General features: G+C 50.2%; 14 protein-coding genes. 8 read left to right on the forward strand and 6 right to left on the reverse strand.

The window, feature by feature from the left end:
- The first annotated feature begins 12 nt into the window (after positions 1-12).
- Complete coding sequence (gene pheA / locus FEK30_RS01580; RefSeq protein WP_138071381.1) at positions 13-891, forward strand: prephenate dehydratase; 879 nt, start codon at positions 13-15, stop codon at positions 889-891.
- A gap of 52 nt (positions 892-943) precedes the next feature.
- Here the strand turns inward: pheA and cphA are convergent, their stop codons facing one another.
- Complete coding sequence (gene cphA / locus FEK30_RS01585; RefSeq protein WP_138071383.1) at positions 944-3,637, reverse strand: cyanophycin synthetase; 2,694 nt, start codon at positions 3,635-3,637, stop codon at positions 944-946.
- A 205-nt stretch (positions 3,638-3,842) separates the two neighbouring features.
- Positions 3,843-4,682, reverse strand: coding sequence for a cyanophycinase (locus tag FEK30_RS01590; RefSeq protein ID WP_012308002.1), 840 nt, complete (start codon positions 4,680-4,682; stop codon positions 3,843-3,845).
- A gap of 232 nt (positions 4,683-4,914) precedes the next feature.
- Here FEK30_RS01590 and trmD point away from each other — a divergent pair, with 232 nt between their 5' ends.
- From trmD to FEK30_RS01615, 5 genes are all read left to right on the forward strand, one after another.
- Entirely contained in the window at positions 4,915-5,625 is a 711-nt protein-coding gene (gene trmD, locus FEK30_RS01595; protein WP_138071386.1) for a tRNA (guanosine(37)-N1)-methyltransferase TrmD, read from the forward strand.
- On the forward strand, positions 5,622-6,419 hold the full coding sequence (locus FEK30_RS01600; protein WP_138071388.1) for a hypothetical protein: 798 nt from the start codon (positions 5,622-5,624) through the stop codon (positions 6,417-6,419). The genes trmD and FEK30_RS01600 overlap by 4 nt, the downstream gene beginning before the upstream one ends.
- Positions 6,420-6,492: 73 nt before the next feature.
- On the forward strand, positions 6,493-8,844 hold the full coding sequence (locus FEK30_RS01605) for an HD family phosphohydrolase (RefSeq protein ID WP_099238424.1): 2,352 nt from the start codon (positions 6,493-6,495) through the stop codon (positions 8,842-8,844).
- A gap of 51 nt (positions 8,845-8,895) precedes the next feature.
- The gene (locus FEK30_RS01610; protein ID WP_062435773.1) at positions 8,896-9,651 is read left to right on the forward strand and encodes an MBL fold metallo-hydrolase; all 756 of its coding nucleotides are present in this window, start codon (positions 8,896-8,898) and stop codon (positions 9,649-9,651) included.
- A 91-nt stretch (positions 9,652-9,742) separates the two neighbouring features.
- The gene (locus tag FEK30_RS01615) at positions 9,743-9,973 is read left to right on the forward strand and encodes a DUF3134 domain-containing protein (RefSeq protein WP_041443620.1); all 231 of its coding nucleotides are present in this window, start codon (positions 9,743-9,745) and stop codon (positions 9,971-9,973) included.
- Between the two features lie 216 nt (positions 9,974-10,189).
- Here FEK30_RS01615 and FEK30_RS01620 read toward each other — a convergent pair whose 3' ends face one another.
- Entirely contained in the window at positions 10,190-11,215 is a 1,026-nt protein-coding gene (locus FEK30_RS01620; RefSeq protein ID WP_138071033.1) for an IS5 family transposase, read from the reverse strand.
- A 210-nt stretch (positions 11,216-11,425) separates the two neighbouring features.
- Here FEK30_RS01620 and FEK30_RS01625 point away from each other — a divergent pair, with 210 nt between their 5' ends.
- A complete protein-coding gene (locus FEK30_RS01625) occupies positions 11,426-12,409 on the forward strand; it encodes a hypothetical protein (RefSeq protein ID WP_138071390.1) in 984 nt (327 codons plus the stop codon).
- Positions 12,410-12,412: 3 nt separating this feature from the next.
- Here the strand turns inward: FEK30_RS01625 and FEK30_RS01630 are convergent, their stop codons facing one another.
- From FEK30_RS01630 to FEK30_RS01640, 3 genes are read right to left on the reverse strand one after another with little or no spacing between them, the layout of a single operon-like run.
- The gene (locus tag FEK30_RS01630) at positions 12,413-13,405 is read right to left on the reverse strand and encodes a glutathione S-transferase family protein (RefSeq protein WP_138071392.1); all 993 of its coding nucleotides are present in this window, start codon (positions 13,403-13,405) and stop codon (positions 12,413-12,415) included.
- Between the two features lie 7 nt (positions 13,406-13,412).
- Positions 13,413-14,435 carry a DUF2325 domain-containing protein gene (locus tag FEK30_RS01635; protein WP_012308010.1) on the reverse strand — a complete coding sequence of 341 codons (1,023 nt, stop codon included), beginning with the start codon at positions 14,433-14,435 and terminating at the stop codon, positions 13,413-13,415.
- A gap of 52 nt (positions 14,436-14,487) precedes the next feature.
- Positions 14,488-15,897 (reverse strand): slr1306 family protein, encoded by a 1,410-nt coding sequence (locus FEK30_RS01640; RefSeq protein ID WP_138071394.1) that lies wholly within the window; start codon positions 15,895-15,897, stop codon positions 14,488-14,490.
- 195 nt (positions 15,898-16,092) lie between these two features.
- Between FEK30_RS01640 and ispE the strand changes: the two genes are divergently transcribed.
- Complete coding sequence (ispE, locus tag FEK30_RS01645) at positions 16,093-17,043, forward strand: 4-(cytidine 5'-diphospho)-2-C-methyl-D-erythritol kinase (RefSeq protein WP_138071396.1); 951 nt, start codon at positions 16,093-16,095, stop codon at positions 17,041-17,043.
- The last annotated feature ends 106 nt before the right edge of the window (positions 17,044-17,149 follow it).

The raw sequence follows: 17,149 nt of genomic DNA on the forward strand, positions 1-17,149 counted from the left end.
TGATCGTCGGGTATGACCATAAAAATTGCTCACCTTGGGCCAGCGGGCACCAACGCCGAAGCAGCGGCACAGACCTATCAAGGATGGTTGCAGCGGGAACAATCGCCGGCTGTGGATCTAGTACCCTGCCAAAGCATTGCCCAGAGTTTGTATGCCCTCGCCCACGATGAGGTGCAGTTAGCAGTGATCCCGGTGGAAAATTCGATTCAAGGGTCGGTGGCGATCGCCTTAGATTTGGTCTGGGAATTGCACCCTTTATCCATCTGCCATCAAATTATTCTGCCCATCCACCATGCCCTAATTTCCTTTGCCCAGGACTTTAGCGAGATCAAAGAAGTCCGCTCCCACCCCCAGGCCTTGGCCCAATGCCAACGGTGGCTGGAAAAACATCTGCCCCATGCGGCGCTCATTGAAGCGAATTCAACCACGGCGGTCTTGGGTAATCTCAAGGACAATCCTCACCTAGGGGCGATCGCCGCGCCCCGGGCAGCACATCTTTACCACTTACCCATCGTGGTAGATGCCATTGGTGATTTTCCGCAAAATTGCACCCGGTTTTGGGTTTTAGGGAAGGACGTCCAGACGGCTGGGGATGTGATTTCCCTTGCCTTTACCCTGCCCGCAAAAATTCCTGGGGTTCTCGTGAGTGCCCTAGAGGTCTTTGCCCGCCGCAAAATTAACCTCAGCCGCATTGAATCGCGCCCCACGAAACGCTCCCTGGGGGAATATTTATTTTTTGTCGATCTCGATGGTTGTCTTACAAATCCCGATGTTCAAGCAGCCCTGACGGAACTCCAGACCCACACAGAAATTTTAAAAATCCTCGGCAACTACCGCACGATTCCTTTAGTTTCCCTAGGGGCAACGCCCGCCCCTGATCTCCAGGCGTAGGATGCTCGTTTTTTGTTTGAAAAAATTAGGTGAATTACGGACAAACGACCCCTTAACTAGCGATGGAGGGAGAATTCACCGGAGCTTCGGAAGAGACAGTCGTCGTCCCATTCAGGCCAGGGTTAGTTTGGCTGGGTAGGCGCTGCTCAATCATGGCGATCGCCCTGGTCACACTTTCGGGGAAAATCACCACCAGAGCCTCCTGGGGCGCTTCATCGAGGGCAACATTCAAGGCCCGTTGTTCATCAAGAATGGTCTCGTATTGGCAATTGGGATTTTCTTCTTGAATCCCCTGGCGGATTAAATCTGCCACTTCCCCTGCGTGGCGGCCCCGTTTGTCATCGTCTTCTTTAACGATAATTCGGTCAAAAACCGCAGCGGCAATGCGCCCCAACAAAATTAAATCCTCATTGCGGCGATCGCCAGGGCCACCCACCACCCCGATTCGTTCGCCGGGCCAGTTTTTCACAAAGGCACCAACGGCCTCATAACCCGCCGGATTATGGGCATAGTCCACCAGCGCGTGGTGCGTTCCCAAATCAAAAAGGTTCATCCGTCCTGGGGTCTGGGCTGCCGAAGGCTTAAAGGTGCGTAACCCCTGGCGAATATGTTCAATATCAACGCCCTGGGCAAAGGCGGCCAAACAAGCAGCGAGGGCATTGGCGATCATAAACGGAGCCATGCCCCCCATTGTCACCGGCGCGTGCTTCACATGCTCCACCTGCAGCTTCCATTCCCCTTCTAACAACGTCAGATAACCATTGTCATAAACCGCTGCGAGGCCACCCCGTCGTATGTGCTCTAAAACCAAGGGATTATCCGGCTGCATCGAAAAATAAGTGACCTTACCCCGCACCTTTTCGGCCATGGCGGCAACGAGGGGATCATCCGCATTCAGAACCGCATAGCCATCGGGACTAACCGTTTCAGCAATCACGCCCTTGACTTGGGCCATTTGCTCAATGGTATTGATATCCCCTAGACCTAGGTGATCTGCTGCGACATTAAGGACGACTCCTACATCACAGCGATCAAAGGCTAAACCAGCCCGTAAAATACCGCCCCGGGCTGATTCCAGGACGGCCACTTCCACCGTTGGGTCTTGGAGAATCATCGCCGCACTTTGGGGGCCAGTATTATCACCCTTTTGGGCGAGATAATCACCGATGTAAACCCCATCTGTGCTGGTATAGCCCACGACTTTTCCTGTTTGGCGATAGATATGGGCCGTTAAACGGGTAGTGGTAGTTTTGCCATTGGTTCCCGTCAGGGCAATGATGGGGATCCGACTGGGGGCACCATCGGGATAGAGCATATCCAGTACCGGAGCCGCCACATTTCGGGGTAAACCACGGCTTGGCGCCACGTGCATCCGAAAACCAGGGGCCGCATTGACCTCCACAATCACCCCATCGGTATCGGGGAGGGGCTGAGTAATGTCTTCAGTAACCACATCAATCCCGGCAATATCCAAGCCAATAATTTTGGCCACCCGCTCAAAGAGCCACACATTGTAGGGGTGGATATCATCGGTACGATCAACGGCAATACCCCCGGTACTGAGGTTCGCCGTGGCTCGCAAATAGGCAATTTCTCCGTCCTGGAGTACGGTATCCAGGGATAAGCCTTGGCGATCGAGCACCTTCAGGGCTGTTTGGTCGATGACGATGCGAGTGAGGACATTATCATGGCCGTCGCCCCGGTTTGGATCGCGGTTTGTTTCTTCGATGAGGGTTTCAATGGTTGAGTGACCATCCCCGACCACATGGGCTGGTACCCGTTCGGAGACAGCAACGAGCTTACCGTTGATAACCAATACCCGGTGGTCACTACCTTTGTAGTAACGTTCTACGATGACGGAGCGGGTTTTTGAGGCTTCACTGGCGAGATCGTAGGCGTGTTCTGCGTCGGCCCAGGTTTTGATATCAATGGTAATGCCACGGCCATGGTTGCCATCGAGGGGTTTAATCACAATGGGATAGCCACCGACATCTTCAATGGCATCCTCAAGGTCATCTAAATAGCGAATCACGGTACCACGGGGCACGGGGACACCCGCATCGGCCAGGATATTTTTGGTGCCTTCTTTGTCACAGGCTAATTCAACGGCTAAAATGCCAGATTGGTTGCTGAGGGTGGCTTGCAGTCGTCGCTGATGTAGGCCATAGCCCAGTTGAATCATGGAACGGGCACTGAGCAATGACCAGGGAATCCCACGGGATTCGGCTTCTTTGACGATGGTTTCGGTACTGGGGCCGAGGGCTGAACTGGCACAGAGATCTTTGAGATCGGCGAGATCCTGCTCTAGTTCTTTGGGGGAATAGCGCCCAGTATCAAGGATGGATTGACAGAGGCGTACGGCGGCCCGTCCGGCATAACGTCCGGCTTGTTCATAAATATATTCAAAAACGACATTGTAGACACCATGATCGCCAGTGGCCCGGGTGCGACCAAACCCAACGGGCATACCCGCTAATTCTTGGAGTTCGAGGGCGACATGTTCCACGATGTGACCCATGAGAGTTCCTTCCCGGACACGGCTTAAAAAACCACCCCGGCAACCGGGGGAGCAGTGGTGTTCGACGAGACTCGGGAGGGTTTCGCTGAGGGCTTCGTAGAATCCGCTAATTTCGTTGGAGGGGATTTCCGCAATTTCTTCGAGATCGAGACGCATGACGATCAACTTTTTGCGTCGAATACTCCAATAATTGGGGCCTCTGAGGGTTAGGGTCTTGAGGATTCTCATAGGTTGGCGTGGTTGAAAGTCTGGTGGGGCTGGGCGCAAATGCCGCTGGGTGGACGATAAGCGGCGTTAGACCAATGCTATCCGCAGCAGTGGCCTGTCAAGGGGAAATGGTGAACTGGAGTATGACATTTGGCGATCGCCCTAGAATTGCTAATTATTCTAGGACAATTTGTTCGTGGATTATTTGTCGGTTAGTGACCATCATTTAAAGGTTTCCGGACATTGGCCGATGGTTTTTGAGGTCATAGCGATCGCCATGGCAGAGAATATGCAGATGCAAATTGTGGAGACTCAGCGGTTCCGATGTATCGACACGGGACTGATTTGTGTGGGTCAAATCCTGGGCATCAACAATGGTGACTGTCCCCCGGCCCAGGACTTCTAAGTACCCTTCCTGTTCAAAGACCGCCGCCGTATCTTCGTCAATGCCAATCCCCAGGCGGTCTGGATGCACGGCGATCGTACTCAGGAGACGCACCATGCGATTGCGGTTGTGAAAATGCTGATCGACGATAATTTCTGGAATCATCCCCAGGCCCATGGCCAAATCCACCAGACCCCGGTTGGGAGATTCGCCGCTACTGCCCCCAGCGATCATATGGTGGCCCATCACCGCGGCCCCGGCGCTAGTGCCAGCGAGGGTGATTTCGCCGCTGTGAATTCGTTGACGAATGCGTTCCATTAGTGGCGTATCTGCAAGTAGACCACAGAGGCGAAGCTGGTCGCCGCCCGTCATAAAAACGCCAGTACAATCTTCAACAAATTCTTGGTAATAGCGGTCTTCAGCATGGATGCGATCGCGCACGTCTAAGACCTTAACCTTTGCGACGCCCATATCCTCAAAGATCCGTTGGTAGCGATCGCCAATCAGTAACGGTTCGCGGGATGCCGATGGAATAATGGCGATCGCCGCCCCAGTGCCCCCAGACCGTCGGAAAAACGAAGCGAGAATTTCCTTACCATGAACCTTATCTTCCGCTCCCCCAATGACAAGGATGGAACTCTTAAAAGAAGTTTGCTGAGCAAGAGAAGTTTCTGACGGCATTAGTTTAATCTTGAGGACAGGTGAGAGGCGAAATTCCAGATCCGTTTGCACTTGGTGAAGCCACCATGGGGGCCGAGCCATTGACCAGATTCCTGCGGTCTGAACCCTTACCAAAAGAACCAGAGAAATCCAGAAAAATCCCCACAATTATTGCATAGTCCTTGTCATTCTCAAATTAGCTGATTATTCTTTTTTAGGTCAAAAAACCATCACTTTCACTCCCCCTTTTTCTATGGCTTTACATTTCGATCTTGTGACCCTTTTTCCAGATTTTTTTACCTCGCCGCTCCAGTCCGGCCTCCTGGGAAAAGCTTTAGGGAAAGGCATTGCCACCGTTAACTTCACCAACCCCAGGGATTTCACGACGGATAAACACCGGAGCGTTGATGATGAACCCTATGGGGGCGGTGCGGGGATGTTATTAAAACCAGAACCCCTCTTCGCCGCAGTCGAGTCTTTACCCATGCAACCTAAGCGGGAAGTGATCTTGATGACACCCCAGGGACAACGACTCGACCAACAACTTTTGGCGGAATTAACCACCTATGACCAGTTGGTTCTAATCTGCGGCCATTATGAAGGGGTCGATGAACGGGTGCGGGAGCATTTGGTAACCCGGGAAATTTCCTTGGGCGATTTTGTCTTGACCTGTGGCGAAATTCCGGCATTAACGTTGCTCAACGGCGTGATTCGCTTACTGCCGGGCACGGTGGGCAAAGAAGCATCCCTGAAAGCCGATAGTTTTCAGGTGCCGCTGTTGGACTATCCGCAATATACGCGCCCGGCTAAGTTTCGGGAGTGGGAAGTACCAGCGGTCTTGCGGTCTGGTAATCACCAAAAAATTGCGGAATGGCGTTTAGCCCAGCAAATCCAACGCACCCAGGCCCGGCGGCCAGATCTGTGGGAAGCGTGGCAGGCTTCCGAGGGGGAGGTTCAGGAATGATTGTGAGTCTTTATCACCGATTATTGGGCATGATGTTGGCGATCGCCAGCCAATTTGAGGGCCATGACACCTCGCCCCTGCTCCTTCCAATGCAGACCCTGATGAACCAATACAGCGAAACCGGCACACCGGGCAGTTGGCGGCCCCCGTTCACCGAAGAGCCCTTAGAAAATGCGTTGTTGTTGTTGCCACTGTTGGTGTTTTGCCATGAAGATCCCCAGGATTTAGGCGATCACCTGGGAAAATTTGACCTGCCCCCGGCGCAGTACCCTATGGTGCTGGATTTGGCTGGAGCCTTGAGTGCTTGTTTCCGAGAAAAACTCACCCCTGGGACATTCCGCACCCACATCGCGCAATATTCCCCGGTCGGCACACTACTACCATCCCCCTGGACTCCCCAACAGACCTGGACAAGCTTCAGTCGGACGATTCGAGCCGAAAAACAGCTTGATCAGGCAACGCGACAACTTTTGCTAATCTATGGGGCGATCGCCTATGGTGACGGGCGTTGGTCAGAGAGTTTCGCCCTAGTCCGGTCAGAATCGAGTATTATCAGCCTTTGGGTCGCCATTTTTGTCGGTGTCCTCCGGGGCGATCGCCATTTACCCCTATGTTTACGGCTACACCATGATTTAGAGGCAATGGAAACCCAAGTCTTACGGTTTTGGAGCCGCTGGTCGGGACTTCCCCCAGAAAATCAGTTACAGTTGGAGCAGGTACCCCTTATTGCAAGTCAGTCCGTTCTCCAATATCGTCCCCAGCTTCAACTTATTTCCCAACGCCACCTTGTTTAGCATCCCGCGATCGATTGCATCTTTCTGCACTGGGTGGACGTCTGAATGAATCGCATCTTTTTTCAATTTGCATATGAATTTTTGGTCTAATTCCAAACAGCATCGGGGCCAAGGGCAATCTCCCACCCGGCGGAAATCGCCTAGTCAACTTTCTGCTTCGGTATTGGCAGTGGTTGCGGTCACGTCCTTGACTAGCGTAATTGGCGATCGCTTTTATAACCAGCCGCAACTGGCGGTGGATACCATTGCCCCGAAGACGATCACGGCTCCCAGCGATGGTGAATTTGAGGATACCAAGACCACTGAGGCAAAACGCCAGGAAATTCGCCAGGGCGCAATCCCTAGTTTGAAGCGAGATCCAGAAGTTACGCCAGCTATCAAGCAAGACCTCAAAACCCTCCTCGATGACATTAGCCGAGTCCGTACCATTTCCGGTGAATTTCCCTTTCTCGATCCCCAAATTTTATCGATTCCAAGCCAAACAACACTCCGCCAAGCCAGCGCTGCCCAGTGGGAAACAGTATTGGCAATCGCCGATCAACTCGAAATTTCTCCCCTGCCGCCCCTTGATACCCTGCTGCCCACGGATGCAAATTTGGCGACCCCGACCCGGGAACTCTACGCCTATGCCGGGGGAGCTGGCCCTGCGGCAGTGCAAAGGGTGATCACGACGATCATGGTGGCCCGGGAAGGCTACCAACAGGCGATCGCCGAAGCCCAAACCACCTTTAACACTGACCTGTTTCAAACCCACCAAACCTTTTTACTCCGCCTGTCTGACGCAGAATGGGAGCAAGTTCGTAATGATATTCTCCAGGCTGGCGATCGCATTTTGACCCAAGGGATTCCCCCAGGCATTTCCCCAAGCCTCCTCCAAGAAACTATCCAGGTACAACTCGAAAACGATAGATCCGGGCGCGCCTTTGCCATCGACACTTTAAGCCAAACCCTGCGCCCCAACCTGATCGAAGACCGCGAAGAAACCAAACGCCGTTCCGAACAGGCAGCCCTTGCCGTAGAACCCGTCGTTGTAAGCATTGATTCGGGCGAGGTCATTGTCACCAAGGGAGAGCAAATTAGCCAGGAAGATTTTGTGCTACTCGATGGCTTTGGCCTCAGCGATCGCCAAATTAACTGGTTGGGTCTCGGCGGTTATGCGCTCCTAGTTAGCGGTGGCGTTGCCATAACCATCCTTGTCGTTACCAAAACCAAGAAAAACCTGCGGCGGCGTGATTGGGTGCTGCTGCTGCTCATTAGCCTGAGTACCCCCCTCCTGGGCCTGACGAAATTTCCCTACAACAACAACTTACCAGCCGTCGGATTACTCACCGGTAGCCTCTACCATCCCCACATTGCGATCACCCAAGTGGCCCTCTTATCCGGGATTACGGGCATTAGCAACGAAAACATTAAATGGGATCACCTCATTGCGGCCACCGTCGGCGGAATCATTGCCGCCCAACAGAGCGGCAAATTGCGATCGCGCGAAGAACAAGCCAGCCTTGGCTTCACCATTGGGGCCATGCAAGCTGTCGTCAGCCTCGCCTGGAATCTCATTGCCAGTGCCAGTGCCGAGACCCTCTGGTATGTCCTCTTACCAGAAGCATTAATTTTTGGCTTCTCTGGCACCGTCTGGATTATTATTGCCCTCGGACTATCCCCCTATCTAGAACGCTTCTTTGAACTGTTGACCCCCATTCGCTTAGCTGAACTTTCCAACCCGAATCGTCCTCTGCTCGCCAAGCTTGCTAAAGAAACCCCCGGAACCTTCCAACACACGCTATTTGTCGCCTCCCTCGCCGAAGCTGCTGGTCGCCAATTAGGCTGTGATGTGGAATTAATCCGCGCCGGAACCCTATACCATGACATTGGCAAGACCCACGACCCCGAAGGCTTTATTGAAAATCAGCAGGGTGGCCCCAATAAACATGACCAACTCAGCCCCTATGAAAGCGTCGAGATTATTCGCAAGCACGTAACGGAAGGGGAAAAAATGGCCAAAAAACACAAGCTACCCAAGGCAATCCGTGACTTCATCCCAGAACACCAAGGGACGATGCAAATTTCGTATTTTTATCATCAGGCCCGTGCCCTTGCCGAAAAAGAAGGCCACCCTCCAGACAGTGTGGATGAACAGTTATTCCGTTATGCTGGCCCGATCCCCCAATCAAGGGAAACAGGGGTGGTAATGCTGGCAGATAGTTGTGAAGCAGCCCTACGTTCCTTGAAAGAAGCGACCCCAGACCAGGCGGCAATTATGGTCAATCGTATATTTCGGGCCCGTTGGCAAGATGGTCAATTAGCTGAATCTGGCATTGCAAAAAATGAGTTGCCGTCCATTGTGGATGTTTTTGTAAAAGTATGGGAGCAGTACAACCATAAGCGTATTGCTTATCCCCAGGCCGTATTGGAGTCTCGCCGTTAACCCCAGGACAGAAATTGTTAAGATCTGTAAATAAGTACTCTAGGCTCACCCATGGAATTGACATACCTCGACAGTAATAGCTGGCTCATTGAGATGGCCGGAAAACGTATTTTGCTAGATCCTTGGCTAGTGGGTTCGTTGATGTTTGGGAATACGCCTTGGTTATTTAAAGGCGATCGCCCCCAGGATCGTCCCATTCCCGAAAATATAGATTTAATACTCCTATCCCAAGGGCTACCAGACCATGCCCACGTACCTACCCTAGAGCAGTTGGATCATGCATTACCCGTTGTCGCTTCCCCTAATGCGGCCAAGGTCGTGGAGTCTCTGGGTTATCAAACCATCCACACCCTAGAGCATCACCAGAAATACACCATTGATAATTTAGAAATTCTGGCTCTGAAAGGGTCTCCGGTGGGGCCAACCACCTTGGAAAATGGCTACCTGCTCAAGGATCTCAGCACTGGCCAAACGCTCTATTACGAACCCCACGGCTACCATTCCCCGGAATTGAAGCAGTATGCTCCGATTGACGTTGTGGTGACGCCATTAATTAATCTCACCCTGCCCCTCCTCGGCCCCGTGATCAAAGGTCAAGCCAGTGCCCTACAGGTTTGTGAATGGCTAAAACCCCAGGTCATTTTGCCCACCGCCGCTGGTGGAGATGTCAACTTTGAAGGGCTGGTGATGAAATTCCTCAAACCCCAAGGTACGGTCGCTGACTTTAAGCAGATGCTCCACGAAAAACAACCCGACACCCTGGTTTTAGAACCGACGCCAGGGACTCCTTGTACGGTTTTGGCTTAAAAAATAACCCCATCCAAAGTCCTGCCCGAATCCTGAATAAGCTATACTAAAAAGCTGCTCACATATCCGTAGCGATCGCCTAGTTTTGACTATGAAAAATCCTTCCCTGCGCCAAGAACCTCGATACGCGCCTGCCTCCGTGATTGCCCTCGAGCAAAAGACATCATTACTAGAATGGCTAGAAGAAAACGGTCGCATTATTTACCGCGAGAAAAAAGACGACTTGATCGATGAGATGGCAGATGATCAAGATTTATCTGAGCTGATGGATGAAGATGGCTTCGAAGATGATGACGACGATGATGATACTGACCTCGATTAATCTTTAAAAAAGACCTGTTCTGAGCAATTTTCCAAGAAAATCAGAAGGCAATCTCGATCCACAACTAACTTGTGGATTTTTTTGTCTAAAGGGAACCTCGAAATTTTCAAAAAATGGATAGGCTTTGAGAAAAACTATCAGTCACAGCATAAAAGCAAAAATATTTGCTCATATGATGTTGTCAATTCACCCTATTTGCCTCCATTTTTTTTGATTTTAGGCACAAGATTGCTGCAAGTAGACGTACCGTCGGAAGTTGTAGGCTAAGTTCTTCAGGGCAATTTGTGTCTCAATACGAGCATGACCAATCACCCTTTCCATCTTGCCCCCCATAGAGGTCACAAAAGTACCAAAGATATGCTCCACTCTCGAACGGACATGAGAGCGTTCTTTATTTCTGGCTTTTTGTGTCTCACTTAGGGGATGATTACGGTTCCCCTTCTCATGAATATGACTGTCCATACCCATCAGTGCTAATACTCTTTCCCGTACTTGGATTTGGTAAGCACTGTCTGCCCAGATGCCATCCCCTCTATTACTGCCATCCAAGACTGCCGCAAACATTTGACTGTCATGCACTGAAGCTGCTGTCACTGCATATTTTCTGATGAGTTTATATTTCACATCGACATTGATGTGGTTCTTGTAGCCAAAGTGATTCTCCTGATTTTTCTTTGTCCAGCGAGCATCACAATCCTTCTGTCGCTTTTTCCTGGGCTTATCTTTCCAGTCTTCGGGAATTTTGCCTGATTTCACTACTTCATTCTCTTCCCGACGATTGCGCTGTCTCGGTACTGGGATGAGTGTTGCATCAATTATTTGTCCTTCTTCTGCTTGATATCCTTGTTTTTGCAAATAGCCTTCAAATTTCTCAAACAGTGCTGCCGCTAGCTTTTGCTCTACTAGCTTTTGTCTAAATAGCCAGACTGTTGTCGCATCTGGTACTTTATCTTCGATGCCCAAACCGACAAACTTCATGAATGATAGCCTGTCATTGACTTGATATTCTAGAGCTTCATCACTAATACCGTAGAGCCTTTGCAGTATCAGCAATTTGAACATTCGTACGGGATCTATTGCTTTCCTGCCCGCCTTACTTTTTCTCTCTTTTGGTTGAACCTGATTGAGAATCTCTCTAAATTCTTCCCAAGGAATCCATTCATTGAGCTTGACGAGGATATCTTGTTTCTCCTCCAAATACTGATGTCGTTTTTCCCAATCCCAGAATCCTAATTGACTCATCTTGAGACACTGCTTTGGCGATACTTTGGTATCTATGATCTCATATTCTTGCTTCGCTTCAAGCTATTTTTCGAGATCCCCTAAAGTTTTCGTCTTAACTTTCTTAAGATATGGTTAAGTAAACCTATCGGCAAATAAATAATTTATTGCAGCCTTTGGCAAAGAACACGCCGAAATCACTAACTATCAAAAGCTTCATTGAAATCGTCCATGCAACATTCAACTCTGCCTAAAGATTTCCTAGAACAGCGACTCCAAAATGTTTTTGTACTCATTAAGAGCATCAGCATTCTTTTTGGCTTAGGTGCAATTATTTCCCAGCTATTACAAATTTCACCATTGCTTGAATCTTATCCTGGGTGGAATATTACTTGGGGACAAGGGGCAACAATTCTTGTTGGTTGTGTTTTTTTATGGTTTGGCTTGCACAAACACCTTAAAAACAGACTGTCAAATTGGATTATTATTCGTAAGCATAAGACTAAGCAAAAAATATTATTAGTGCCTTTCGTTTTTGTCGCCGTTGTTGTGATTCTAAAAGTAGCGTTAGGCAATACAGATGATTACATTGAAATTTACAGCGAAGGCGGTTTATTTGAATATGGCACCGTATTTGCTTTTTTTATCGCCACGGGCATCGGCATTTTAATTGCCCGTTGTTTTTTCCAGAAGAAGCAATTTTTTCTTGGGGGAGCCTACTGCTTCTATAGTTTTTGCTTTTTTGTGGTGGGTGGTGAAGAGGTTAGTTGGGGGCAACGCTTGTTTGGCTGGCAATTACCAGAATTTTTTGAAGAATATAATGTCAAAGGAGAACTAACTCTCCACAATTTAGTGTGGCTAAATGATTATTGGGGCGATGGCATTATTCTGATTTGTGCCCTAATCGCCTTGGGTGTTCTCTATGCGCTAATTCGCCAAAAAGATAGTCCTGCATTGGCAAGAAAATTAAAATACTTGATTCCTGGTTCTTATTTGCTGTCCTTTTTTGGCGTGGCAATGATTATTTATATTCTGGTAGAAATTCAATATGCAACAGGTAATTTACCATTCGCGGTAATTTCAACAAGAGAACAGGAATTTGCAGAATTTTTATTTTCCATGGGTTTCTTGCTCTTTGCCACAGCCAATTATTTTAGACAAGGAACAGAATATACTGAACAGTCGCAACGATTTCGAGGAAACGAGTCGGCATAGAAGTTAATTTTCTTTTGTCGTGAACTTTTCTGAGCGGTGGTGGGGAGCTTGGAATTCAGTAAGATCAATGCCAATGGGAATAATGCCGCTGGGATTGAGAGGAAATAAAGAACTGTAATATTCTTGCTGGATTGTTTTGAGGGGGCAGGTAGCAGCAACACCTGGTAGTTGATAGATATCCCGTAGATAGCCCCAGAGATTTTTGTAATCGCAGATGCGGCGGCGATCGCATTTAAAGAGGCCATGGTAAACGAGATCAAAGCGGATGAGGGTGGTAAATAGGCGGATATCGCAGAGGGTGAGTTGGTCGCCCAAAAGATAGCGGCGATCGCCTAGGCGTTGGTCTAACTGATCCAAAGTTTGAAAAAGAGCTGCGATCGCTTGGTTATAGGCGGCTTGGGTGCGGGCAAAGCCACATTTATAAACGCCATTATTAACAGTGTGATAGATGAGGTCATTGAGGCGATCGCTTTCTGGTCGTAATGGTTCTGGATATAAATCTCGCTCTGGGAATTTCGCAAACCGATTAAAGGCATCATTGAGCATCACAATAATCTCTGCGCTCTCGTTATTGACGACCTGGTAAGTTTGGCAATCCCACAGCACCGGCACAGAACAGCGACCACTGTAACCCGCCTGGCCCAATTGATAAAGCTCTTTCATGCTGCGGCAGCCCGTAGGGTCATTTTCCAGACGCCAGCCTCCCACTGACACATCGGCGATCGCCACACTCAGCTCCACAACGTCCTCTAGACCCTTGAGGATACGGGTAATGGCTGCCCGGTGCGCCCAGGGACAAGTAAGGCCAATGTAGAGTCGATAACGGTTTGGCTCTGGCGGAAACTGCTCAGAACCGACCCAATGGCGAAATTGACTCTCAACCCGCTGAAAATTGCCCGTTGGGTCGCTGGGGGCCAATTGAGACATCAGGGTTTGCCACAGGCGATGCCAAACAAATTGTGCCGTTTGAATCAGAAACTTCGGGGGAACTGCCATAGAGCGATTACTTATTCCAGAGTTGCGCCAATTGTTGGGTTTTGAGTCCTGCTTCGATGGCTTCTAGCACCCTGGTCATGCCTGTGGTGTTGATAATTTCATATTTTCTGTCTGCTTTTTTACAGGCCTCCATGGCCCGCTCCGTCATCGAATGGCTAGCATAACCCGTGATAATGAGAATGAGGTCAACATTGGTAACCTGGGCTTCCCCCTGGGCAGAAAGTTGTAGACCATCCTGTTCGCTATACCATTGCAATTCCACCTGGGAACTGCGCAGGCGATTCTTTACAGCGGTTTGGAGGCGATCATGTCCGCCAAAAACTAAGACTTTTCCAACTAAGTCTGCATACAGTTCCGGGCGTTTGTCCGATTTGCGGTGGCGGGATTTGGGTTGAATATTGGGATGGTGTTCTGTACGGGAACGGTTTTCGAGGGCTTTGTTATAGATAAAGTTTAGGGTTTGTTCATGGGTTCCCCGCAGTCGCGCCACGGGGCCTTCTTCGCTGTGTTCGTTTATTTGGTTAATCAGGGCGTCAACCACTTCTTCGAGGGAACCTATTTCCTTGAGGTCATCCACATAGCCTTTGATGGCGATCGCCGCATCGGTGGCACTAAAAAAGTCTTGTTGTTCAAAGATCATATCGAGCAGATCATCCCGGAGATCCGACTGCCAGCGTTGGACTTTTTCCCGCGCTTTTTCTTCTAAAAGTCTTTCTTCCCGGAGAACAAGCTGGGCATCGACAATTTCTGTGGCTTTTTCGGGTATTTCTGCTATTTCACGGCGAATATCATCGGCTTTTTCTTGTAATTGTTGGATTATGTCGGCATGATGATATCCCTCCGCCCGGTAGGTGCTGATCATCTCTTCGACTTTTTTGAGCAGGGGGTGCAGTTTTGCTTCCCGTTGGCGCACAATATCTTGGTATTGTTCGTCCCGCTGCTGCTGTAATTTTTTTTCTTCGAGGTGGGTCTTCGCCGCAGATAACAAATTTTCAACGGAGGCCTCTAGGTTTTCGAGTTCGATATCCATGGGAATTTAGGGGAGTTATGAATTTTATGATTTTTTGGGCTAGCTATAGATCTTAGCTAATCGTTTGGGGGGATAGGCGATTTAGAGTGCCTTTCACGAAATTGCCGAAAAATTGCGATCGCTGATTTTGCTCAAAAACTCGCTTAAGAATCTGGCCGAGTTTCTCGAAATTAAGAGATTCAGCGGCAGTTTGGGGGTTTTGTTCTTGGAAATACTGGATTAAACTCAGCCCCGCAATGTGGGTTAGATAGGCAGCACTGACTCCCTGGACAGCACCCCCGGCAAGGTAGGTGATCGCGTTGGTTTTGAGCATCCCGCCGACGGCTTGGGTGGAGAGTTCCACAAGGCCAAGTTGGATCATTTGTTTGCCGAGGGTGGTGGCGATCGCCTGGGCCTGACCCAGAGAAAGACGCTGTTGATAGACCGCTCCCACATCCATAATCATTTGTCCTGTTACGGCTGCCGTGGCCAGTAAATCTAAAGCAGCGACGGGATTGGCAAAGGTCGCCCCAGCCGCCAACCACTGATATTTTTCGAGGATCGGTAAAGCCCGTTCCCGTCGGAATTGATTGAGGGTTTGCTTGGCATTGTGCTGGGTGAGCCGTGCGGTGCGCCAGATGGTTGACCACAGCAGTTGTTGTTGGGTTTCGGGCCGACTGAGGAGAGTTTGGAGTTGATGTTGTAGGGGGGCAACGACTGGATCCGGGCGTTCAAAATGTTCGGTGGCGGTGCCATCGGCTTGGATTTTTTTAACTTTGATGGCCTGAGGCGCGGCGGTGATGGGGAGGATATTTTGGGGGGCGATCGCCGGCTGACAATGGTTCCGCAGTTGGTTCAGGATCAATTCCCGTTGCTCCGGCTGATATTGATCTTGCTTGTTGAAGGCGATAAGGATTGTCTGGCGAGCTTGGTGCCAATGGTTGAGGGTTTGCCATTGGGAGGCCATCAAATCCCCATTCACCAGAAAAATCACCAGGTCGGCGGCAAAGACTTGGTTTTGGGCCGCTTGGTCATAGCTGGCAAGGTCGGTAAATAGGGGTGGTGTTTCCTGGAAGCTGTAGGGAGATTCTGCGGCTTGGAGCTGCTTGAGGAGGGTGGTTTTTCCAGTGCCCCGGCCACCGGCGATCGCCACGGTGAAGTGGTCCCGTTGAAATTCTTGATTGAGGTTATCCAGGGTTTGCCTGAGGGTTGTGAAATCTTGATCGGGCACTTCTTGCTGGAGCGCCATCACCCACTGTTGGGCGTTTGCAATGGCTTGGTCAACGTCTTTTCGTTTGAGGGGATGCTGGGGATTGTCCTGGGGGTATTGGGGTTGTTTTTTTTGCCAAAGCAGGAGGCCGCCCCAGGCGATCGCCCCCCAAAATAACCATTCCCCAAGGTCGAAAATATTGCCCTGCCAGCGACCCAAAACTGCGAAAAATAAGGCTAAACCTAAACCGCCAACAAGAATGGGTTTTTGCATTGTTCTTACCCCGCCACATACAACAATTCGTCTATCTATGCTACTGCGAAAGGTGCTGGCCCTTAAGGGTAGGGGGCGATCGCCAGGGATCTTTCAAGAAATATTAAGGGTCAAGCTTGGCTCATATTCGGAGGGATTTCCAAAAAAACAAGGGAAACTAGATAATGGTCTCGATTTACTGCTTGGTACTGTGTGATGTCCGCCTATCTTCTGACTGCCCCCGCAAAAATTAATCTCTACCTGGAAATTTTGGGCGATCGCCCCGACGGGTTCCACGAGTTGGTGATGGTGATGCAGACCATTGGCTTATACGACCGGATTGGGGTGCGACAAAACCGCAGCGGCGAGATTAATCTCTATTGCCAACACCCCGAAGTCCCCCTCACCGCCAGCAATATTGCCTACCGAGCCGCCCAGTTAATGATGATGCGCTTTGCGGATATCTACACCAGGGTGGGTGGTGGAGTTGACATTACCATCGAAAAAAATATCCCCGTGGCGGCGGGACTGGCTGGGGGGTCAACGGATGGCGCAGCGGTATTGGTGGGGTTGAATTTGCTCTGGGATTTAGGGTTAACCCAACCGGAATTACAAACCTTAGCAGCAGAATTAGGTTCAGATGTGCCCTTTTGCATTGGTGGGGGGACGGCGATCGCCACCGGACGGGGAGAAATTTTAGACCCATTGCCCGATCTCGATGGCATCCCGATTGTCCTCGCAAAGTACAGCAACATTGCCGTTTCTACCCCCTGGGCCTACCAAACCTACCGCGCTCAATTTGGGGAGCATTATTTACAAGATGCGGCGAGTTGGCATACCCGCATGACACAAATCCATTCCGGCGGCCTGATCAAAGCCATTCAACAAAAAAATATCCAGGCGATCGCCCGCGAACTCCATAACGATCTCGAAAAAGTCGTTTTACCCGAATTTCCCCAGGTGCAACAACTGCGTGACTGCTTTACCAAACATGGAGCGATCGGCACGATGATGTCGGGCTCCGGCCCCAGTGTGTTTGCCCTCTGCGAAACCCTCGCCCAAGCCCAAGCCCTCAAAGTCCAAGTTGCCCAAGAATTAAACGACCCAGCCCTCGATCTTTGGGTGACGCACATTGCCAGCCCCGGCATCCAAGCCGACTGCCGTTAAGTTTTGCTTCATTGAAATCCTTGGGTTGTCACCCGCCCGAAACGCCAGCGCGAAAAAAATTGTGGCACACTGCAAAGAGTGACCATTACCCAAAAAATCTCGCCAT

It is taken from the genome of Picosynechococcus sp. PCC 11901, from assembly GCF_005577135.1.
Classification (GTDB): Bacteria; Cyanobacteriota; Cyanobacteriia; order Cyanobacteriales; family MRBY01; genus MRBY01.